Raw genomic sequence first — 1,823 nt, 5'->3', positions numbered from 1 at the left:
CCCTAGCGGACGGCGGTGCGGCCGGTCCGGGCGCTCTCGGCGAAGGTCAGCTGCACCTTGTGGTCGGAGTCGCCGGTCCAGCTCGCGCCGCTGAGCCAGTGCCGGCAGCCGTAGGGCAGCAGCGCGGCGATCGCGTCGACGATCCGCACCCGCTGCCCGGGGGTGGGCAGGCTGCGGCCGTCGGCGGTGATGGTGATCCGGTGGCCGTCGGTGAGCAGGGCGGCGACGCAGGCCGTCCACTCGAAGCCCACCTCGTCGATGACGGCGGCGAGTTCGGCGGCCGTGGCGGAGACGGACAGGCCGCTGAGGTCCAGCCGCAGCGGCCGGGCGGGCCCCTCCTCCGGGGCGGGCCGGCGCACGGCGGCGGACGCGTCGGCGAGCGCGGACCAGGTGACGCTGTGCGCCGCGCCCTGGGCCCATTCGACGAGCAGCAGGCGGGAGGTGATGATCGGCGCGCCGGTGCCGTCGCTGGTGCCGTCCCAGCTCTGCTCGATCAGGGCGCAGGCGGCGGTGCGTTCGCCTTCGACGCCGCTGAGGAAGACGTGCCAGGGCAGTCCGCCGGTCGCGTCGGGGCGGCGGACCTCGGGGGTGCCGGTCTGGGCGCCCCACAGGTAGCGGCGGGCGCGGTCCTCGTCGAGGCTGGCGGCGAGGAGTTCGTAGCCCATGGCCCGGCCGGCGTGCTTGCCGAGGACGGCCCAGTGGGCGGCGACGGGTTCGGGGGCGGGCCGCTGTCGCTGCTCGGGCTGGCGCTGGGGGTTTGGGAGTTGGGGGTTGGGGAGTTGGGGGTCGGGCAGGTCGGCGCGGGGGTCGTCCATGCCGGTCACCGCAGCTTGATCTTGCGCGAGCGGATCCGGCGTTCGAGGTCGATCAGCGGCTCCAGCACGTTGATGGGCTGCGGCGAGGTGGCGATGCGGAACTCCCCGCCGACCTGCTCGACGTTGGCGTAGAGGCGGTAGTCGAAGATGCCGTCGGCGTTGAGGCGGAAGCCGATCGCGGAGGTGGCGTAGTAGCTGATGCGGTCGGGCTGGAAGTAGGCGTGCAGGGCGTCGCGGACGAGGGCGGCGCTGGAGCCGCGGAAGGTGTCGCAGATCCAGGCGAAGTAGCCGGCGGCGGCCTCGGCGGGCACCCGCGGGATGCGGGCGCCGACGCCGTCCTGGGTGACCCAGCGCGCCTCGACGGAGGGCCGGAAGAGCTGCGGGTCGTCGAACTTGGCGACGCACACGGCGACGTGGTGGGGCAGCCGCCCGCCGACCAGCCCGCGGCGGTCGCGGACCCGGCTGGTGATCGCGTTGACCGTCGCGTAGAAGAACTCCAGGCTCTGGGTGGCGTGTTCGCGGTCCAGCAGCGGGTCGAAGAGGTAGACGAGGCCGTTGGCCGAGGCCAACTGCTCGACGATGGCCTCGTGGCCGGGGTTGTCCGGGCGGAAGACCTCGCCGCTGACGTCCTGGGTGTCGAGCACGAAGCCGACCTGGCGGGTGCCGGCCAGTTTGCGCGGCTCCTCGCCCTGGAAGGCCCAGCTCATGCCCGCCGTGGCGGAGGTGGCGCCGGGGAAGCCGCGGTCGACGGCGAGCAGGCGCACCCCGCGGTTGAGGAACTCGATGGCCTCCTTGGTCATGCCGCTGATCACCCAGTTGCCCTTGCCGTGCCGGTTGTGCTGGATGGCGGCGATCGGCAGGGAGGAGAGGAAGGTGGTCTTGCCCGAGCGCGGCGCTCCCCACAGGCCGATGCGGACGGAGCCGGGCCCGTCGGGGCCGACCGCGCCGGGTGACGCGGGCAGCGGCAGCGGGGGCAGGTTGCCGTCCTGCGCCAGGCCGGGCGCGGTG

General features: G+C 74.3%; 2 protein-coding genes. Both read right to left on the bottom strand.

Features of this window, described 5'->3' with window-relative positions:
• Positions 1-2 precede the first annotated feature (2 nt).
• Entirely contained in the window at positions 3-815 is an 813-nt protein-coding gene (locus AB0O00_RS37685) for a hypothetical protein (protein ID WP_363659202.1), read from the bottom strand.
• Positions 816-820: 5 nt separating this feature from the next.
• Positions 821-1,823, bottom strand: a 1,003-nt coding sequence (locus AB0O00_RS37680) for a hypothetical protein (protein WP_363659201.1), incomplete at its 5' end; no start/stop codon positions are given.

The organism is Kitasatospora sp. NPDC093558 (assembly GCF_040683475.1).
GTDB lineage: Bacteria > Actinomycetota > Actinomycetes > Streptomycetales > Streptomycetaceae > Kitasatospora.
This window is presented reverse-complemented; position numbering and strand designations above follow the sequence as displayed.

Bases quoted from the DNA above. Each gene is read 5' to 3' on its own strand.
- AB0O00_RS37685 (WP_363659202.1), bottom strand. From the start codon at position 815: ATGGACGACCCCCGCGCCGACCTGCCCGACCCCCAACTCCCCAACCCC.